This window comes from Vibrio sp. YT-15 (assembly GCF_033337445.1).
GTDB classification, from domain to species: Bacteria; Pseudomonadota; Gammaproteobacteria; order Enterobacterales; family Vibrionaceae; genus Vibrio; species Vibrio alginolyticus.
The window spans coordinates 202351-218888 of record NZ_JAWOQR010000002.1 but is presented as its reverse complement, the minus strand read 5'-3'; the positions used below and the strand labels follow the sequence as shown (position 1 = coordinate 218888).

Genomic DNA, 16538 nt, shown 5'->3' with positions numbered 1-16538 from the left:
ATTTACGATCAATAGTGGAAACGACTCCATAACATAGAGTTAATACTCTATATGTTGTGTCAATTTAAGAGGCTCTAACATGCGAGCGAAAGCAGTAAAATATGAATTTTCATTTAATTAAACAGCTCACAAATCTCGGAGAAATAAAGACAACCGTGTCACATTTTTATATTCAAAATATGAAAAATTACTTTGTATATCACAGTTAATATTCTTTCTTAATTTGCCTTTTCTCGTCACTGACCGTCATTTAAAATCCAAGAGGATTTTTTTAAGACTTTCATGGTATAGTAACGCCGTTTTGATCGCGTTATTACATTTAAAAAGTCATTTTAGTCGGTAGCATCACGTTTTGTTATTGACTAATAAATGCCTGAGTGTAGAGTTTGCGGTCGAAAGTGAGCGGTGCTTGAGTTCAGGGGAAGTAACTTGGCAAGACTACAATAAACAAAGGATTGTTGTTTTACTAAGTTATTGTTTTTAAAGACTAGTTAATAAGTCTAACAAACAGATACTTAAGCACTATTGTAGTGTCTATTCATAATTTTGTTATAAAGAGAATTATCATGCCGATATCGCTCGGAAACGCTTTTATCAAGAACTTCCTTGGTAAAGCGCCTGATTGGTACAAAGTTGCCATTATAGCCTTCTTAATAATTAACCCGATTGTATTCTTCCTAATAAACCCATTTGTAGCTGGATGGTTGTTGGTCGCTGAATTTATTTTCACGCTAGCAATGGCATTAAAATGCTACCCATTACAACCTGGCGGTTTACTTGCTATTGAAGCCATTGCTATCGGCATGACTAGCCCTGCGCAAGTTAAGCACGAATTAGTAGCAAATATCGAAGTACTGCTACTTCTGGTATTTATGGTTGCGGGCATCTACTTCATGAAGCAGCTATTGCTGTTCATTTTTACCAAAATTTTACTTGGCATTCGCTCTAAAACCCTACTATCACTCGCGTTCTGCTTTGCTGCTGCATTTTTGTCTGCATTTTTGGATGCCTTGACGGTTATCGCCGTTGTTATCAGCGTGGCGATCGGCTTTTACTCTATCTATCACAAAGTGGCGTCTGGTAACCCTATCGGTGACCATGACCATACACAAGATGACACGATCACTGAACTAACGCGTGATGACCTAGAAAACTATCGTGCCTTTTTGCGCTCTTTGTTGATGCATGCTGGTGTAGGTACTGCCTTAGGTGGCGTAACCACGATGGTTGGTGAACCTCAAAACTTAATTATTGCAGACCAAGCGGGTTGGTTGTTTGGTGAATTCCTAATCCGTATGTCTCCAGTGACACTCCCTGTATTTTTCTGTGGTCTCATCACTTGTGCTTTAGTTGAAAAGCTTAAAGTGTTTGGCTACGGCGCGAAGCTTCCTAACAACGTTCGTCAGATCCTCGTCGATTTTGACCGTGAAGAGCGTAAAACGCGAACAAATCAAGATGTCGCAAAACTCTGGGTTCAAGGTCTTATTGCGGTTTGGTTGATCGTTGCACTCGCTTTGCACTTAGCGGCTGTCGGCTTAATTGGCCTTTCTGTGATCATTTTAGCGACCGCATTTACTGGTGTCATTGAAGAGCACTCCATGGGGAAAGCGTTTGAAGAAGCCCTGCCCTTCACTGCACTGCTTGCAGTATTTTTCTCGATCGTTGCTGTAATCATTGACCAAGAGCTGTTTAAACCAGTCATCGATGCGGTGCTTGCCGTTGAAGATAAAGGTACTCAGCTAGCTCTGTTCTATGTGGCGAATGGCTTATTATCTATGGTGTCGGATAACGTGTTCGTTGGTACGGTTTACATCAATGAAGTAAAAACTGCACTCATTGAGGGTCTCATTACTCGTGATCAGTTCGACTTACTGGCGGTGGCAATCAATACTGGTACTAACCTGCCTTCTGTTGCAACGCCAAACGGTCAAGCGGCATTCCTATTCTTACTCACATCAGCTCTCGCTCCATTAATTCGTCTGTCTTACGGTCGAATGGTTATCATGGCGCTGCCTTACACCGTCGTTCTTGCGATTGTCGGTCTGATGGGAATCATGTTCTTCCTAGAGCCTGCAACAGCTTCTTTCTACGAAGCTGGTTGGATTTTACCTCATAGTGGTGATCTGACTCCCGTAGTATCCGGTGGTCACTAAAATTTGAGTTGATTAGGAAACTTATCCACGATAAAAAGCTCTGAGTATTCAGAGCTTTTTCTATTTCAGACAGGAACAAAAACGTGACTATTTTAAATTCACTTAACCAGTTTTCAAAGGGACGTTTATCGTGGCTACTGCTTCTGCTATTCGTCGTTTTCTTTGAAGCATGTGCCCTCTATTTTCAGCACGTCATGATGCTTGCACCATGTGTCATGTGTATTTATGAAAGAGTCGCGATGATGGGAGTGGGCGTCGCTGCAATGGTTGGTATATTGGCACCCAAGAACCCAATTTTCCGCTGGCTAGGTTTGATAGGCTGGGGATTAAGTGCTTACAAGGGTTTGTTACTTGCAATGCAGCACGTTGACTACCAGTTTAATCCATCACCATTCGCGACTTGTGATTTATTCGTCACATTCCCTAGCTGGGCTCCGCTCAATCAGTGGGTTCCTTGGATGTTTGAAGCATATGGTGATTGCTCTAAGGTTGTGTGGCAGCTCGTTGATTTATCAATGCCACAATGGTTAGTCGTAATTTTTGCAGGCAATTTAATCGCTTTGGCATTAATTGTAATTGCACAATTCTTCCCTGCAAAACGCGTTAATCCAATTCGTTAATCCTACTGACGCGTAAAAATTAACAAAAAGCCGACCATCTGATCGGCTTTTTGTTAAGTGGATAGCGCGGCGATTCGCTTTAGCCGCGTGATTGACCACAGCACTGCTTGAATTTTTTTCCGCTCTCACAAGGACAGGGATCATTGCGCCCGATACCTTTGAATGGGTTTAGGCTTTGAGCTTTATTTCCTACCATCAACTCATCCGCGCCCAGCGCGACTTCACCGACCATTAAATCAAGCTGGTCGACTAAATCTGTCAGGGCCGGTGGCGTTTCAATACCTGCGTCGCGCATCTGTTGCTGCGTTGCTGGCTCATCGATAGCCAGCATCAAAGTGGTCAGTAATGCTTGCAGCATACGCTGTAATCCATCATTGAGCTCAACGTCTTGCCACTGTTCTTCAATCATTGACCAAACAGACATAAAGCCTTCGGCAAAATCAGCAAGTTGTTCAGGTTCTTTGCCTGTTAGCTCTAGCACGGAATATTCGTTTCGTTGAATTCGGTTATGCTGCTTGTGAATTTGCTCTTCCACAGCTGGTTGAATCGCTTTGAATCCCTCACCTAATAGCGGCTCTAACCACTTTTCAGGAGCGAGTGGTTTTGTCGTCAGATTCGCAGCTAACACTGCGCCTTCGATAAATAGGCAAGATTCATCGACGTGAACTTCACCTTTTTCAATCAATGTGTATTGCATGACATCTGGTTTCCCATAAATTTGGCGGCATTATACCTCAGAGCTCAAAAGCACGTAACCTAACGTTGTGTGTTTGACTGCATTGGGCGCTTCGACTCTTTTAATGACAAACTTAACTTACACCGCTACAATCGCCCTCCTTTTTACCACCAAACTGTATTAGGCAAGCTATGCGAGTTGTACTAGGCCCAATGGAAGGCGTTTTAGATCATTTGATGCGCCAAATCCTGACCGAGATAAACGACTATGACCTGTGTGTTACGGAGTTTGTTCGCGTAATCGACCAGCTATTACCCGATCATGTATTTCACCGTTTATGCCCGGAGCTGTTGCAAGGTTCTCAGACTGCATCTGGTGTGCCAGTACATGTGCAATTGTTGGGACAAGAACCAAACTGGATGGCTGAGAACGCAATTAAAGCGGCAAATCTTGGCGCCAGAGGTATTGATATAAACTTTGGTTGCCCAGCCAAAATGGTCAATAAAAGTAAGGGTGGTGCTGCTCTACTTCAGCATCCTGAGCTAATTCACCGTGTGGTTAAAGCTTGTCGAGAAGCTGTTCCTGAGACCATTCCTGTGACCGCAAAAATTCGTCTTGGCTGGGAGAACCCTGAAGATTGTTTTGAAATCGTCGATGCCATTCAGTCTGCTGGCGCAAATGAATTAACAGTACACGCACGTACTAAACAAGGTGGTTACAAAGCTTCTGAGATAAAATGGGATTACATCAACCAAATTCGCGAACGTTTTGATATTCCGCTTATTGCGAATGGCGAAATTTGGAATTACCAGGACGGTCAACGTTGCATTGAAACGACTGGCGTTGACTCTTTGATGGTGTGCCGCGGCGCTTTCAATATCCCTAACTTGGGCAACATGGTAAAACACAACCACCAGCCAATGTCATGGCCCGAGGTGGTTGAGCTACTGATCTACTACTCCAAGTTTGAGATGAAAGGCGACAAAGGCTTGTATTACCCAAACCGCGTAAAACAATGGTTCTCTTACTTACGTCAGGCTTATCCTGAAGCAAAAGACCTATTTAGAGAAATCAGAACGTTCAACAAAGCCGCACCAATTGTTGAGCATATTCAACGCTACCGCGATGACTTAAACTCTCAGGTTGCATAACTCCCGAACACAAAAAAGGACGAATATCTCGTCCTTTTTTGTACCTAAATCCTAGTAACAGATCTTATTTTTGCCGGTACTTTTGGCTTGATATAACTTTTCATCCGCCGCTTTAAACAACTCATCAAAGTTTTCCACTCGGCTCTCTTTACTAAACACCACACCGCCAGAGATCGTAAAGCCTTCTTTCGTTACGCGTGTCGAGCGCTCATCTATGGCCTTTTTTACTCTGTCTAAAATGAGTTTAATGCCCTCTGAATCTTCGTCATAAATAGCTAAAACGAACTCTTCGCCACCAAACCTTGAGGCAACATCGGTATGGCGAATATTTTCACGTATACATTTTGCAACAAGCTGAATTGCAGAATCACCGACATCGTGACCATAGGTGTCGTTGATCTTCTTGAAGTTATCAATATCGAACACTGCTAAAGCAACCTGTTTTTTTGTCATCTTATTACGCCACACGGTTTGCATACCTCGACGATTCAATAAGCTGGTCATTGGGTCTCTTGCTGCCAGTTCTTTAAAGTAGCGTCGCTCGCTATGCATATTCACATAGAACAAGACGACGGTACTCAGCACGTAAATAAATAGTGCGACAATAAGGCTGTATTTTTCAAAAACCGCTAGGTTCTTAGCTTCATCCCAAAGGTTGTACTCGTAGTACATGCTGTGATTCGCACTCAATCGCTCTAATTCGACTGGTTTGATTCGTGTACTGTTTGAAGGAATAGATTGTAAATTGGAAACCAAATGAAACTGACCAACAAGACCTAGCGACGAAGCCATGAGCGTATTGATGTCAAAATCAATAGACAAAACACCTTGATGTTCTCCTTTCTCATAGACGGGTACCGTCATACTAATGACTTGACCTTCCATCGAGTCCAACACAGGCCCTGGTCCAGCCAAGGTAATGTTCACTTTATCTTGCGCGGTTTTTTGCCAAAAAGGTCGGGCTTTTAGCGTTGACAAAAGCTCTCTTGTGAAATTTTTTGCGTAGGTATCGGGTGAGGAGATAACGTAACCGCGCTTGTCAATGTAATGGATTCCAACAATGTGCGATTCAATATCGTGCAGAAATGACAATGACGGCGCAAAACCCGCCTTTTGTTCAGCTAACTGGTTAATCGTTGAACCTTGCTGACATAAGCTTTCATCCCCTACGATCATATAATCAAGGTCAACCGCAGGTAACCCCTCACTATAAACACTTTCGAGTAATAACACATCTATAGGCCAAAGATAACAAAGCCCTTCTTTGACTAAAGAATTATGTTCTTCAAACAGTGGGTTAGCGTAATTGGTATAGTTGGTGAAGCTGTAATCTAAAGCCGTGAGTACTTTAATACCGCGAGACATTGCACGCTCGATACGCGAATACTCAGAATCGATATAGCGGTTAACCGCATCATAGTAATTTTTCGTTGTCACGAGTAAAACCACTACAAATAACGCCAGAGGAAAAAAGATGACAAATGAGAGGCTAAATCGCCTTTGGTTTACCATTGAGTACCATACATATGAAAGGTCAATAGTCTCTTATGACTGCTATTAAATTGATACTCGTTATCTGGTGACGCATGCAATGCAGCACCAGATAACAAGAGACCAAACAAATGTGTGCGCGCTGTTTGAGACCGTTTATATATTAAAGGAGTTTAATCAATATAGAGTGTGGTGTCACTTTAGTCGCCATAATTTGCAGCTCTGTGCAGACATATTGACAGAGATATGACCTTTATAATCAACCTGTTCTGTGTCATCTAACAACGATACAACTTGGCTAACCTCCAAGCCCAGTTGCCACATAGGTAAATCGATTGAACATTCATTACCACTGAGATTAATCATAACAACGACTGCTTCACGACCTAGTACACGTGCGTACGCCAACTGGTTGTTAGTGCAATGCAGCCATTGAATACAGCCCGACTGTAAAGGCTTACATTGTTTACGTATCTTGATCCATTGTTGGTAAAGCGATAGCCATTGTGAACTTTCGATTTCATTCCAAGGAAAACAGCGACGATTATCCGGGTCTAGACCTCCTTCTAGACCGACTTCACTCCCGTAGTAAAGACAAGGCGTGCCAACGTAAGTCATAAGCATTGCTAGCGCGATGTTCATTTTACGCTTATCACCATCAACCAGTGTGATAAACCGAGCAGTATCGTGACTATCGAGTTGATTTAGCTGCGATAGCTGATTAGAAAATGGGATTTTTGCTCTGGCTTCGTCCAACCATGCTTTAAACTCCAAACCATCAATGTTGATTGGATCGTACATAATGTCTTGTCGTGCGATAAAAGCTCGAACTGGATGAGCAAAACCGTAGTAGTTCATCGCCCCATCCTCTTGATCACCTTGCAACCACTGCGTTGCTTCAAAAAAGTGCTCACCTAACACATAAGCATTCGGGTTTACTGACTTAGTCGCATTACGAAACGCTGCCACATAATGAGCATTGTTTTTCGCGCCGTCCCCTTCGCCAAGCATATGAATTACATCAAACCGCCAGCCATCAACCAAGTACGGTGGCTTCAGCCAATACTTGATGACAGAATCTTCACTTTGGTAGATGTAGTCGCGCACCTGTTCATTTTCGAAGTTCAGAACCGGTAAGTTACCAATGCCTTTCCAACCGATGTAGTGATTGGTTTCGCCTTCGAAAAAGTAGTAATCACGGAACTTTGACTGCGGATTGCCATACGCTCCTTCTCCTTTTTGATGGATATCAAACCAAGGATGATGCACTGACGTGTGGTTAAACACCGCGTCTAAGACAATCTTCATATTCTTACCACGGATTTTCTCACACAGTTCAGCAAACTGATCGTTGGTGCCGAACATAGGGTCAACAGTGAAGTAATCAGTGGTGTCGTATTTATGATTACTTGGTGAAGAAAAGATCGGATTAAAATAAAGCGCAGTAACGCCGAGCTGTTCAAGATAGTTCAACTTTTGCTCCACACCTTTGAGGTCGCCGCCAAAGAATTCACGTGCCCCGGTATTTTGGTGAGAGCCTACCGCGTCTCCCCACGCCTTGACGATCGATGCAGAATCATACTGAGCATAAGCGTGGCGAATATCGGACTCACTTTTACTAGCAGAAAAACGGTCAGGAAAGATTTGATAGAAAACTTGCTCTTGGACCCAGCTTGGTGGTTGATGGTTTACATTCAACTTAAAGTGGAACTCTTTGGGTGGAATACGCTTTTGTACGCCTCGTGCATCGAGCCAGTATTGTTGTCCGTCTTTGAGGAGCTTAAACACATAATGTGTGACATCTCGATCTCGATTTGGTCGAAACGATGCCTCCCATAGTAACAATTCCCCAGCTGTTCCAATTTGAGCCATGTCGACCAGATATTCTTCATTGTCCGGCTCAATACGCACATAGACGGAATCAAAATCCAATGTCTCGGTTTTCAGTCTGACTGTAATTTGCTCGTCATTAAAAGCTAAACCATCAATAGTTTGACTATGAAAAATAAATGGCAGGTTCATTATGGGCACTCCTCGTCATCGGATATGCCACTATGTTATTGAAGAATTAGAGACAAGAAATCCTCCTTGCGAGTTGACATATCAGCCAATTTTCTCAAGGAGGATCACACTTAGTAGGCGTAGTGACTTGTCGGATACCGCTTAGTTCAACAAGAGACTGTCATCTGCCAGCTCTTCACCACGCACTTTGGAGAACATATCCAACAAGTCTGGTACTTGCATGTTAGTGCGCTGCTCTCCAGCCACATCAAGCACAATTTCACCTTGGTGAAGCATTACGGTCCTATCGCCACATGCTAATGCGTCTTTCATCGAATGCGTCACCATCATCACTGTTAAATCGAACTCATCGACAATACGTTTAGTTAAGTCGATAACAAACGCCGCCATACGAGGATCAAGCGCAGCCGTGTGTTCATCAAGCAATAACAACTTACTCTCCGATAACGTCGCCATCACAAGGCTAACGGCTTGTCGTTGTCCACCAGACAGTAACCCAATGCTATCGCCCAAGCGGTCTTCTAAACCAAGACCGAGGATGCTAATTCGCTCTTGGAACAGCTTGCGACGTTTAGTAGAGAGCGCCAACCCCCAGCTGCGTTTTTTACCACGCATGTGCGCTAGAGCCATGTTCTCTTCTATCGTCAGTTCACCACAAGTCCCGGCCAATGGATCTTGAAACACTCGGGCGCATTGCGTCGCACGTTGGGCAACCGTCTGCTTGGTGACGTCTTTGCCGTCAATGATAACCTGACCACCTATCATCGGCGTCTCACCTGTCACCGCACCAAGCAACGTCGATTTTCCTGCGCCATTAGAACCAATCACGGTAAGAAATTGATGCTCTGGAACCTCTAAAGAGACGCCTTTCAATGCACGATTTTCCAAAATCGTCCCAGGGTTGAACGTGACCTGAATATTATTTAGTTCGATCATAATGCCTCCCCAGAACCATTTTTTGATGCCGCTTGTTTAGCATCAGTAACGCGTTGTTTCGCTCTCATGCTCTGTTTTAGCTTTGGAGCAATAAGCGCCACAGCCACCAATACTGCGGTAACCAGGTTGAGGTCTGAAGCTTGTAAACCAAACATGCCAGAGCTCAAAGCGAAAGCCACTGCAAGGCGATAAAGTACCGAACCGATGATGACCGCAAATACCGCAACCCAAATCTTGCGCCCGGGAATAAGGGTCTGCCCCAAAATCACAGCAGCCAAACCAACCACAATGGTGCCCACGCCAGAGGTCACATCTGCAAAGCTGTTCGTTTGTGCAAACAACGCGCCTGCGAATCCGACAAAACCGTTAGATAAAGCCAAACCAAAGTAGGTATAAAAACCAGTGCTCGCCCCTTGCGCAGAAACCATACGCGCATTAACGCCCGTGGCTCGTAAACCAAGACCAAAGTCGCTGTTCAGCAGGCGAATGACAAAGAAAGCGGACAAAAGAACTAAGACCCCAACAACCAGAGGACGAATGAACATCGGATCGCCCAATGCTTCAAACGGAGTGAGAATCGTATCCTCTCCAAGCAACGCCATATTAGGTTTACCCATAATACGAATATTGATTGAAAATGCCGCGATCATGGTAAGAATGGAAGCTAACAGGTGTAAAATACCACACCGAACAGCCAGAAAAGCGGTTACCCACCCCGTCATACTACCAGCTATCATCGCCATTATTGTCGCAAGCCAAGGATTAATACCTGCGACAATCGCCGTTGCAGCCACCGCAGCTCCCATTGGAAAGCTGCCATCCACACTCAAATCGGGGAAATCGAGAACACGGAACGTAAGATACACACCCAGTGCGACTAGGCCATAAATCAAGCCAATTTCGAGTGCGCCAAAAAAAGCAAATGCAGACATAACTGCTCCTTTCTGCATGCTCAGGCTGGCTAATACCAACCTGAACGTAAGACTTCTAACGTATACTCCCCTTCTTCTCTAGCAGAATGCTCTACACGAGAAATCCGGCGAGTATCAATTTTGGGGCAAGCGTCTACCAACCAACGTGACAGGCTTAACCCCAAAAAGCGTTACTTATTGCATGCTTGTCGCACGTTCAACCACAGAACTTGGCAGCTTGATACCGAGCTTAGATGCTGCGCTTTCATTAATTACAAGGTCAGAGCCCGTCGCGACTTTTACATCCAGCTTGCCTGGTTCTTGACCATCAAGAATCGCCGCCACGTAATCCGCGGTTTGTACACCAACCTGGTAGTAGTCAAAACCTAAGCCTGCAATTGCACCCTTTTCCACATACGACGTCGCGCCACCAAATACAGGTTTCTTCGCTTGATTCGCTGCCACAATCATCCCTTCAATCGCACTTGCAACTGTATTGTCTGTTGGGGCGTAAAGAATGTCTGATTTCGCTGCAATCGCTTGAGTCGCAGACTGAACATCAGCACTTTTTAGTGCGGTCGCTTCAACCACTTGTATGCCTTTTGCTTTTGCGCTTTCTTTTAGTAATTCAACTAAAGTCACGGCATTAGCTTCACCGGGATTAAATACAACCCCGATGCTTTTCACCTGAGGAAGAATTTCTTGGATGAGATCGACATGCTGAGCAACGGGTGAAAGATCAGACAGGCCAGTTACGTTTTTGCCTGGTTGTTCCATCGACTTAACCAATTTCGCACCAACCGGATCTGTTACCGCAGTAAAGACAACAGGAATAGAGCGAGTAGCCGACACCAAGGCTTGTGCCGAAGGTGTCGCGATGCCAACTAACACATCAGGATTTTCGCCGACGTACTGACGGGCAATTTGCACCGCAATCGCTGGATTACCCTGTGCGGTCTTATAATCAAATTCTAGATTTTTGCCTTCTTCGTAGCCTTTCGCTTTCAAACCATCAAGTAATCCTTGGCGCGTCGCGTCTAACGCCGGGTGTTCGACAATCTGTGAAACTGCGACAGTTGCAGTGGCGGCCAGTACATTGGTAGAAGAGAAAATAGCAGTAGCAGATAGAACGGCGGTGGCTAATAAACGTTTCGTTTTCATCATAACTCCTTGATGTGACTTCGTCCTTGTTTCACGAGCTTTCAATATGTGTATCGACTCGTGAATTCAAATGTTTGAAGGCGGTATTGTTGTGTTCGTATAACTGTGCACTTCTTGCGCATCTTGTTTTTATTATTACTACTAAGTCTTAGTAAAGAAAAGAAAGATTTAACACTAAAGCAACATTTGTGATCGGGGGGACTTCTTCATCCGGAAAGAATCTTTGGTAAACAAAGCTTCGCTCGCTTCATCAACGACCGTCAAAGTAGGTAATAGAGGCAGGATCAAAAATGGAGCGGCCAGTGCACACTCCATTTCAAACAATTTAAATTAGAACCAACGCTCTAATGACGATTTATCGAGCTGGCGAAACGCTCGGTTCAGTATTATCGCAAGCTCTTTGTAACGAGGGCGAGCTTTGACAGGCTCTAATGCAAAACCTGTTTCCACAATTTTTTGATGCAACTCCCGATACCAAGAGGCCAAAGAAGGCGGCAATTTCGTGTTGGATCGAGCACCAAGCCACCAAATGCCTTGAAGTGGCAAGCTAATCGCAAACAAGGCGACAACAATGGATTGAGGTAACGCGTGGTAATTGTTGAATGCCATTTGAGTGAGTACGCTGATCGCAGCAACGGCCGGCATGACTTTAATGCCAAAGCGAGTCGCCTTAATGATACGCTGTTCCGGAAATATGGCGCTTAGCTCTTTACGAACCGGCCAGATCTCCATGTAATTCTGGCCATCTTTCAGGCTATGGATCAATCCGACTTTATTACTCATACCGCTCTCTCACTAAAAAATAGTTGAACATTTCAACTGAAGGTACAAAAAATTGATGAAAGTTAATATTCTTTCAAATTTTTTTTGTTATCATTGCTTATTATCGCTATCCTTTGCAGACCCTCAATCTCATTGTTGCTGTTATTTACAATTTAAGCAACTCCGAGATATCTATCTGCACGGATCGCATCATAGTGATGGAAGGGTTCATCACTATTTCTTTATATGGAATTAGAACAATTTTTGACCAGGATTAGTACGCAGCCTTCTGGGTATCGGCTATTCTTGTGATTAATTTTTCATTCTTTAACTGATTTTTTATCAGACGAATAACAGGTAGTCATACATGTCTAAGCTAGTTTTAGTTTTAAACTGCGGTAGTTCTTCTCTTAAATTTGCCGTTGTTGATGCCGAGAACGGCGACGAGCACTTGTCAGGTCTTGCTGAGTGTCTTCACCTTCCTGAAGCTCGCATCAAGTGGAAACTTGATGGCAAGCACGAAGCTCAACTAGGCAATGGTGCAGCTCACGAAGAAGCACTAGCGTTTATGGTAGAAACTATTCTTGCTTCTAAGCCAGAGCTTAAAGCTAACCTAGGCGCAATCGGTCACCGTATCGTTCACGGCGGCGAGCAGTTCACTCAATCTGCACTAATTACTGATGAAGTTCTAAAAGGTATTCAAGACGCTGCAACATTTGCACCTCTTCATAACCCTGCTCACATCATCGGTATCGAAGCGGCTAAGAAAAACTTCCCAGAGCTGAAAAACGTTGCTGTATTTGACACTGCGTTCCACCAAACTATGCCTGAAGAGTCTTACCTATACGCTCTTCCATACAACCTATACAAAGAACACGGTATCCGTCGTTACGGCATGCACGGTACTTCTCACTTGTTCATCACTCGTGAAGTTGCAGGCCTACTAAACAAACCAGTTGAAGAAGTAAACATCATCAACTGTCACCTAGGTAACGGCGCATCTGTATGTGCGATCAAGAACGGTCAATCTGTAGACACTTCTATGGGTCTTACTCCACTTGAAGGTCTGGTAATGGGTACTCGCTGTGGCGACATCGACCCTGCTATCGTCTTCCACCTACACGACGCTCTAGGTTACTCTGTTGATCAAATCAACACGATGCTAACTAAAGAGTCTGGTCTTCAAGGTCTAACTGAAGTGACTTCTGACTGTCGTTTCGTTGAAGACAACTACGGTCAAAAAGAAGAAGCAACACGCGCAATGGACGTGTTCTGCCACCGTCTAGCTAAATACGTTGCTGGCTACACTGCTTCAATGGAAGGCCGTCTAGACGCAATCACTTTCACTGGCGGTATCGGCGAGAACTCTGGCCCTATCCGTGAAATGGTTCTAAACCGTCTTGGCATCTTCGGTATCGAAGTAGATAGCGAAGCTAACCTTAAAGCTCGCTTCGGCGGCGAAGGCGTTATCACGACTGAAAACAGCCGTATCCCTGCAATGGTTATCTCTACTAACGAAGAGCTAGTCATCGCTGAAGACACTGCTCGCCTGACAGGTCTTTAATTGAATTCCTGGCTAGCCACTCGGCTAGCCAGATTTTCATTCAAACGAATTTCTTAGGGGCTCAACTCCTATTCTTCGAGCTTCATGGAATAAGAGTTGAGCTTTTATCCCCCAAATAGCTAAAGGTACTCTACGAATGTCTCGTACTATTATGCTTATCCCTACTAGCGCAGGCGTTGGCCTAACAAGCGTTAGCATGGGTGTTCTTCGCGCTATGGAGCGTAAAGGCGTTAAAGTTTCTTTCTATAAGCCAATCTGTCAGCCACGTTCAGGTGGTGATCAGCCAGATCTGACTTCAACTATCGTTGGTCGTAACAGCGATATGAAGATCGGTGAACCAATGGCGATGTCTGTTGCTGAAAGCCTAATCGGTAACGACAACATGGACGAGCTGCTAGAAACCGTTGTTGAACGTTACAACCAAATCAACAAAGACGCAGACGTTACGCTAATCGAAGGTCTTGTACCTACTCGTAAGCACCCATTTGCAAACCAAGTAAACGCGGAAATCGCGGCAACACTTGGTGCAGAAATCGTGCTAGTTGCGACTCCAGGTACTGATAACCCTGCGCAACTGAAAGAGCGTATCGAAGTAGCATGTTCTAACTTCGGCGGCACTAAAAACAAAAACATCTCTGGTGTTATCATCAACAAGCTAAACGCTCCTGTTGACGAAGCTGGCCGTACTCGCCCTGACCTATCTGAAATCTTTGACGATGCAGACAGCGCGAAACAAAACGAATTGAAAGTGATGGAAATTTTTAACACTTCTCCAATTCGTGTACTAGGTTGTGTGCCATGGAGCATTGATCTGATTGCGACTCGTGCAATCGACATGGCTAAGCACCTGAAAGCAGATATCATCAACGAAGGTGACATCAACACTCGTCGCATCAAGAGCATCACTTTCTGTGCACGTTCTCTGCCAAACATGATTGAGCACTTCAAACCGGGCTCTCTACTTGTTACTTCTGCAGACCGTCCTGATGTTATCGTTGCTGCTTCTCTTGCTGCAATGAACGGTGTGGATATTGGTGCAGTACTGCTAACTGGCGGTTACGATATCCCTAGCGAAATCGAAGGCCTATGTAAACCAGCATTCGACACTGGTCTACCTATCTTCAAAGCACAAGGTAACACTTGGCAAACGTCTCTAAACCTACAGAGCTTCAGCATCGAAGTACCTGCAGACGATAAAGAGCGTATCGAGTTCATCAACGAACACGTTGCTGGCCACATCGACGGTAACTGGATCGAGTCTATGACTGAAGGCACTCAGAAGTCTCGTCGTCTAAGCCCACCAGCGTTCCGTTACCAGCTAACTGAACTTGCTCGTAAAGCAGGTAAGCGTATCGTTCTTCCAGAAGGTGACGAACCACGCACAGTTAAAGCAGCGGCAATCTGTGCTGAACGCGGCATTGCAGACTGTGTACTTCTAGGTAACCCAGATGAAATCCGTCGCGTAGCGGCTCAACAAGGCGTTGAGCTAGGTACTGGTGTAACCATCATTGATGCAGATGCTGTTCGTGAAAACTACGTTGCTCGCCTAGTTGAGTTGCGCGGTGCTAAAGGCATGACTGAAGTTGTGGCTCGTGAGAAGCTACAAGATTCAGTATTCCTTGGCACAATGATGCTTGAGAACGACGAAGTTGACGGCCTAGTTTCTGGTGCTGTTCACACTACGGCGAACACTATCGTTCCTCCGTTCCAAATCATCAAGACGGCACCAAATGCGTCTATCGTATCTTCAGTATTCTTCATGCTTCTGCCTGATCAAGTACTGGTTTACGGTGACTGTGCAATCAACCCAGATCCAACTGCTGAACAGCTTGCTGAAATCGCTATCCAATCTGCTGACTCTGCAGCAGCATTCGGTATCGAACCACGCGTTGCAATGATCTCTTACTCTACTGGTGAATCTGGTAAGGGTGCAGACGTTGATAAAGTACGTGAAGCAACAAAACTGGCTCAAGAGAAACGTCCTGATCTTATCATTGATGGTCCTCTACAATACGACGCTGCTATTATGGAAAACGTTGCTGCTTCTAAAGCACCAAACTCTCCAGTTGCAGGTAAAGCGACAGTATTTGTATTCCCAGACCTAAACACGGGTAACACGACTTACAAAGCGGTACAACGTTCAGCTGACCTAGTATCTATCGGTCCAATGCTGCAAGGTATGCGTAAGCCTGTAAACGACTTGTCTCGTGGCGCGCTAGTAGACGACATCGTGTACACCATCGCTCTAACAGCTATCCAAGCAGACCAAGAAGCTAAATAATCGCTTCTGACATCTAGTTAGATATAGATACAAAGCCCTCGATTCGTCGAGGGCTTTTTCTATTGCTGGCCAGAACACTTATTTGTTTTTTATACCAATCACTGCACAACCTATAATTACTGGTGCGCAAAGCTTTTCTCCCTATCGCCCCACCACACCTAATCGACAATGCTCGCGCTTGTTCTTACACCGATTGACCCATTCCCCAAAATACATTGGCTCCAAGGCAGCACGGCCCCTGTTCAATTTATCGGCATTATTTACGTTTTAGCTAAACTTTTTTGCTAGGAAATACGTAAAAGCTACTGCAATGCACAAACTCATTGACTGCTAAGGAATATATATGAAGGATTTCATCAATACATCACTGATAAAGTTTGGTTTAGCTGCGTTTCTGATTAGTTTTTCTTCATTCAGCTTTTCCGCCTCGAGTATTAAAGGCGTCGATCAAGATATGTCCGGAGGAACGGTGACCGCTGAAATGGCTCATGCTGATGACAATGGGTGGATGGTTGTCCACCGAACAGACGAATCAATGAAGCCTGGTCCTGTTATCGGCTACGCTCCGTTAAAAATGGGAAAGAATGAAAACGTAAATGCAATTTTGATGGAACCAGTAGAATCAGGCGATATGCTGATGTTAATGGTCCACGGAGAGAAAGGTGGCATGAAGACTGGTGTGTTTGAGTATACGCTCGGCGCTAAAGAGGACGGTCCTGTAAAAGTGGACGGAAAGCTAGTGATGGACATCGTACGCGCTAAGTAAGGTGGCGATGAATGAAAAAGTAAACTTCCTACTCCCGGTATTTA

The 16538-nt window shown here is 44.6% G+C and carries 13 protein-coding genes; 6 read left to right on the top strand and 7 right to left on the bottom strand.

Annotated features, from left to right (window positions below; translation table 11 throughout):
* Positions 1 to 566 precede the first annotated feature (566 nt).
* On the top strand, positions 567 to 2153 hold the full coding sequence (gene nhaB / locus R7D93_RS05120; RefSeq protein ID WP_005380822.1) for a Na(+)/H(+) antiporter NhaB: 1587 nt from the start codon (positions 567 to 569) through the stop codon (positions 2151 to 2153).
* 83 nt (positions 2154 to 2236) lie between these two features.
* Positions 2237 to 2773 carry a disulfide bond formation protein DsbB gene (gene dsbB, locus R7D93_RS05115; RefSeq protein WP_225495420.1) on the top strand — a complete coding sequence of 179 codons (537 nt, stop codon included), beginning with the start codon at positions 2237 to 2239 and terminating at the stop codon, positions 2771 to 2773.
* Positions 2774 to 2852: 79 nt separating this feature from the next.
* On the opposite strand, the gene R7D93_RS05110 is transcribed toward dsbB, so the two are convergent.
* Complete coding sequence (locus R7D93_RS05110; RefSeq protein WP_064354183.1) at positions 2853 to 3470, bottom strand: YecA family protein; 618 nt, start codon at positions 3468 to 3470, stop codon at positions 2853 to 2855.
* A 170-nt stretch (positions 3471 to 3640) separates the two neighbouring features.
* Here R7D93_RS05110 and dusC point away from each other — a divergent pair, with 170 nt between their 5' ends.
* The gene (gene dusC, locus R7D93_RS05105; RefSeq protein ID WP_225495422.1) at positions 3641 to 4600 is read left to right on the top strand and encodes a tRNA dihydrouridine(16) synthase DusC; all 960 of its coding nucleotides are present in this window, start codon (positions 3641 to 3643) and stop codon (positions 4598 to 4600) included.
* Positions 4601 to 4651: 51 nt separating this feature from the next.
* Here the strand turns inward: dusC and R7D93_RS05100 are convergent, their stop codons facing one another.
* From R7D93_RS05100 to yfbV, 6 genes are all read right to left on the bottom strand, one after another.
* Entirely contained in the window at positions 4652 to 6112 is a 1461-nt protein-coding gene (locus tag R7D93_RS05100) for a sensor domain-containing diguanylate cyclase (RefSeq protein ID WP_005380815.1), read from the bottom strand.
* Positions 6113 to 6286: 174 nt separating this feature from the next.
* The gene (gene malZ / locus R7D93_RS05095) at positions 6287 to 8113 is read right to left on the bottom strand and encodes a maltodextrin glucosidase (protein WP_213868081.1); all 1827 of its coding nucleotides are present in this window, start codon (positions 8111 to 8113) and stop codon (positions 6287 to 6289) included.
* Between the two features lie 141 nt (positions 8114 to 8254).
* Positions 8255 to 9049, bottom strand: coding sequence for an ABC transporter ATP-binding protein (locus R7D93_RS05090; protein ID WP_213868080.1), 795 nt, complete (start codon positions 9047 to 9049; stop codon positions 8255 to 8257).
* Entirely contained in the window at positions 9046 to 9981 is a 936-nt protein-coding gene (locus tag R7D93_RS05085) for an ABC transporter permease (protein ID WP_054574798.1), read from the bottom strand. Before R7D93_RS05085 ends, R7D93_RS05090 begins: the two co-directional genes overlap by 4 nt.
* Before the next feature lie 174 nt (positions 9982 to 10155).
* A complete protein-coding gene (locus R7D93_RS05080) occupies positions 10156 to 11121 on the bottom strand; it encodes an ABC transporter substrate-binding protein (RefSeq protein WP_017633858.1) in 966 nt (321 codons plus the stop codon).
* Positions 11122 to 11451: 330 nt separating this feature from the next.
* Entirely contained in the window at positions 11452 to 11904 is a 453-nt protein-coding gene (gene yfbV, locus R7D93_RS05075; RefSeq protein ID WP_005380809.1) for a terminus macrodomain insulation protein YfbV, read from the bottom strand.
* Between the two features lie 346 nt (positions 11905 to 12250).
* Here yfbV and R7D93_RS05070 point away from each other — a divergent pair, with 346 nt between their 5' ends.
* The 3 genes from R7D93_RS05070 (at position 12251) to R7D93_RS05060 (ending at position 16494) form a co-directional block, all read left to right on the top strand.
* Entirely contained in the window at positions 12251 to 13447 is a 1197-nt protein-coding gene (locus R7D93_RS05070; protein ID WP_005380807.1) for an acetate kinase, read from the top strand.
* A gap of 136 nt (positions 13448 to 13583) precedes the next feature.
* Entirely contained in the window at positions 13584 to 15728 is a 2145-nt protein-coding gene (pta, locus tag R7D93_RS05065) for a phosphate acetyltransferase (protein ID WP_005380805.1), read from the top strand.
* A 343-nt stretch (positions 15729 to 16071) separates the two neighbouring features.
* Positions 16072 to 16494, top strand: a complete 423-nt coding sequence (locus R7D93_RS05060; RefSeq protein ID WP_005387269.1) for a hypothetical protein — start codon at positions 16072 to 16074, stop codon at positions 16492 to 16494.
* The last annotated feature ends 44 nt before the right edge of the window (positions 16495 to 16538 follow it).

Bases quoted from the DNA above. Each gene is read 5' to 3' on its own strand.
- nhaB (WP_005380822.1), top strand. From the start codon at position 567: ATGCCGATATCGCTCGGAAACGCTTTTATCAAGAACTTCCTTGGTAAA.
- R7D93_RS05110 (WP_064354183.1), bottom strand. From the start codon at position 3,470: ATGCAATACACATTGATTGAAAAAGGTGAAGTTCACGTCGATGAATCT.
- dusC (WP_225495422.1), top strand. From the start codon at position 3,641: ATGCGAGTTGTACTAGGCCCAATGGAAGGCGTTTTAGATCATTTGATG.
- R7D93_RS05100 (WP_005380815.1), bottom strand. From the start codon at position 6,112: ATGGTAAACCAAAGGCGATTTAGCCTCTCATTTGTCATCTTTTTTCCT.
- malZ (WP_213868081.1), bottom strand. From the start codon at position 8,113: ATGAACCTGCCATTTATTTTTCATAGTCAAACTATTGATGGTTTAGCT.
- R7D93_RS05090 (WP_213868080.1), bottom strand. From the start codon at position 9,049: ATGATCGAACTAAATAATATTCAGGTCACGTTCAACCCTGGGACGATT.
- R7D93_RS05085 (WP_054574798.1), bottom strand. From the start codon at position 9,981: ATGTCTGCATTTGCTTTTTTTGGCGCACTCGAAATTGGCTTGATTTAT.
- R7D93_RS05080 (WP_017633858.1), bottom strand. From the start codon at position 11,121: ATGAAAACGAAACGTTTATTAGCCACCGCCGTTCTATCTGCTACTGCT.
- yfbV (WP_005380809.1), bottom strand. From the start codon at position 11,904: ATGAGTAATAAAGTCGGATTGATCCATAGCCTGAAAGATGGCCAGAAT.
- R7D93_RS05070 (WP_005380807.1), top strand. From the start codon at position 12,251: ATGTCTAAGCTAGTTTTAGTTTTAAACTGCGGTAGTTCTTCTCTTAAA.
- pta (WP_005380805.1), top strand. From the start codon at position 13,584: ATGTCTCGTACTATTATGCTTATCCCTACTAGCGCAGGCGTTGGCCTA.
- R7D93_RS05060 (WP_005387269.1), top strand. From the start codon at position 16,072: ATGAAGGATTTCATCAATACATCACTGATAAAGTTTGGTTTAGCTGCG.